Origin of the sequence: uncultured Fibrobacter sp., from assembly GCF_937877005.1 — a bacterium.
In the GTDB taxonomy this organism is placed as follows: Bacteria; Fibrobacterota; Fibrobacteria; order Fibrobacterales; family Fibrobacteraceae; genus Fibrobacter.
The window spans coordinates 1-2536 of record NZ_CALEFV010000148.1; the positions used below are offsets into that span (position 1 = coordinate 1).

3 protein-coding genes are annotated in these 2536 nt (G+C 57.1%); all 3 read left to right on the forward strand.

The features are described from left to right. Positions 1–101: 101 nt before the first annotated feature. From Q0628_RS07085 to Q0628_RS07095, 3 genes are read left to right on the forward strand one after another with little or no spacing between them, the layout of a single operon-like run. The gene (locus Q0628_RS07085; protein ID WP_298769526.1) at positions 102–1514 is read left to right on the forward strand and encodes a phage tail sheath subtilisin-like domain-containing protein; all 1413 of its coding nucleotides are present in this window, start codon (positions 102–104) and stop codon (positions 1512–1514) included. Positions 1515–1524: 10 nt separating this feature from the next. Then, complete coding sequence (locus Q0628_RS07090; RefSeq protein WP_173831221.1) at positions 1525–1890, forward strand: hypothetical protein; 366 nt, start codon at positions 1525–1527, stop codon at positions 1888–1890. Then, on the forward strand, positions 1890–2432 hold the full coding sequence (locus Q0628_RS07095; protein ID WP_298769534.1) for a hypothetical protein: 543 nt from the start codon (positions 1890–1892) through the stop codon (positions 2430–2432). The genes Q0628_RS07090 and Q0628_RS07095 overlap by 1 nt, the downstream gene beginning before the upstream one ends. Positions 2433–2536 lie beyond the last annotated feature (104 nt).

The window sequence follows — 2536 nt, forward strand, 5'->3', positions numbered from 1 at the left end:
GAACTACAGGGAACTGCTAGCGATTGGCACCACATGCCAAAGCGAAATCCCCGAACATGAGACGCTCATGCAGGGAAATGTCATTTTCAAAGAGGTAAACAATGAACCTGTCCCCTAATATCCCCGAAACCATGATTCCGGGTTCCTACACGGGCTACAACTACTACGCTGGCCCGAACGGGTTGCCCGCAAACATCCAGAAGGTGCTGCTTATCGGCGATGTTTCCACCGCCAAGGCGTCCGATACCCCGGTAAACAAGCCCACCGAAATCGGCACCGAAACCGAGGCTTACGACTTTGCCGGTGCGGGTTCCGTGCTCATGCAGATGTACAAGGCCGCGAAGAAGGCCTGGAAGTATGCCCAGATTACGATGCTCCGCCATGGTGCTGTGACTGGTTCTGCCGCCACCTGGGAAAGTACCCTTTCCGGGACGGCTACTGCGGCAGGCATTGTCTCTGTCGTCATTAACGGCCAGAAGATCAGCGTGGGAGTTGCCAAGACCGACACCGCCGCCGCTGTCGCTACGGCCCTTGCCGCCGAAGTGAACAACACCCCGGACGCCCCTGTCACCGCCGAAGCCGCTACCGCCAAGGTCACGCTTACCGCTAAGTGCAAGGGTGCGTATGTGTCCGCCGCTGCGGGTGGCCTGAACGTGTCCGTGACATCCGAAGCAACCGGCATCACCGCAGGCGCTGTGAGCGCCACGGCTGGCGTCGGTACGGTTGACCTTACGACGGCCCTTGCTGCCGCTTTCCCGGAACGTTTCCACATCATCGTTTCCCCGGTGAACGATTCCACGAACCTCGGCTACCTCAAGACGCATCTTGAAGCTGCCGCCGCGCCGCTCGAACAGCGTGGCCAGCGTGCCATCTGCGCGATGGTCTCGGCTTCGGCTTCCGACGCGAAGAGCGCGGCCACCGCCCAGAACTACGAACGCCTGCATATCGCGGCGGTCAAGACCAAGATCGATGCTACCGTGTGGGAAATCGCGGCTGGTCTCGGCGCGATTTTTGCAAGCAACTCCAAGCCGAACGTGCCGATGAACGGCGTGGCCATTCCTGGCCTTGCCACCCCTGCCGTCGAGGACAAGTGGAGTGGCGAAGAACAGGACCTGCTTCTCTACGGCGGCGTGATTCCTCTCGTCGAAGAAGACAGCCAGCTCTGCATCGTGCGTGCCGTGACCACCAAGAGCAACAACAGCGGTTCCCGCTTCACCAAGCTCATCGACACGGGCGTCATCGCCTCGCTTGACTACTTCCGCGACTCCATCCTCGCGATGCACCGCGCCAAGTACAAGAACAAGGTCATCCATGCGCTTCTGCCCGATGCCCTGAACGAAGACAACAAGGCCATCGCCTACGCCCTCGAAGCCGAAGCAATTCTGCGCTACATCGACGATTACGCCGACCAGTTCATTACGCAGGAATCGCCGAACGAACCGGGCCGCATGCTTTGCCAGATTGTCGTGCCTGGCCTGAACCAGATCTATTCCACCATCGACCTTTACCTGTAAGGAGTGAATCATGAGAATTTCTTCGCTTACTCTCACCAAGGACGGTTCCGCTATTTCCGACTTTTCCAAGTTCAAGGAAAACGAAATCGAGACCGTGCAGACTGTCGAGCACTTCAATGGCGAAGACGCCATCAAGGTGCCCAAGAAATACGGCTTTTCGCTGACTTACCTCCCGGAATCCGGTGCCGACATGGACTGGGTGTCCGAAGAGGACAAGAACGATGCAGGCTGGACTGTCATCGTGAACTATGTGGGCGGCAAGAAGGTCGTGTTCGGTGGCGTTCACCTGCTCAAGTCCACCCCGAACGAGATGGACGGCAAGACCGCCAAGGAATACCAGCTCGACTTCTTCGCCTCTAGCCGCAAGGTGAGCTGATGACTGAGTTCGAAAAGTCTATTCGAGAGAAGAAGGGCGAAAAACCCGACGAACTCATCGAGCGCATCAAGACATCGCACGATATCAAGCGCACCGTGAGCTGGCCGGGTTGCCCCGATGTCAAGGTCGAAATCCGCCTGTTATCGCTTTCCGATGCCCGAAAGGCCAAGGTCGATAACCAGCTGGAGTTCAAGCACGACGGTATCGAGATTGCGATGCACAACCTGGCCGACTACCGCGAACAGGAAGCGGTTCACGGCATGTGGCGTGCGTTCTACAACCCCGCGACCGGCGAGCGTATCTTCCGGGACGCAGAACACCTCCGTTCATTCTGTACCCCGGATGAACTGAAGAAGCTCTGCGACGAATACAACGCTTTTGCCGAGGCTAACGACCCGAGTATCGAGGAACTTTCCGACGAAAGTATCGATACGCTTATCGAGACGCTAAAAAAAACGCCGGACCAGGTTCCGTTGAAGCTCGTAAGCTTGAATTTGGCCTGGAAGCTAGTGCGTACTTTGGTTGCCCGGTTGCAAGCATAACTGATGCCCAGTGGCTCCTTGTCTTTGCGATGAAGGGGCTGATGGGTCCACCTGAAAAAGACGATGAAGGATGGCAGATAATTGGCGAAAAATGAAGTCACATT

Excerpts from the sequence above, each read along its gene's own strand:
- Q0628_RS07090 (WP_173831221.1), top strand. The coding sequence starts at position 1,525 with ATGAGAATTTCTTCGCTTACTCTCACCAAGGACGGTTCCGCTATTTCC.
- Q0628_RS07085 (WP_298769526.1), top strand. The coding sequence starts at position 102 with ATGAACCTGTCCCCTAATATCCCCGAAACCATGATTCCGGGTTCCTAC.
- Q0628_RS07095 (WP_298769534.1), top strand. The coding sequence starts at position 1,890 with ATGACTGAGTTCGAAAAGTCTATTCGAGAGAAGAAGGGCGAAAAACCC.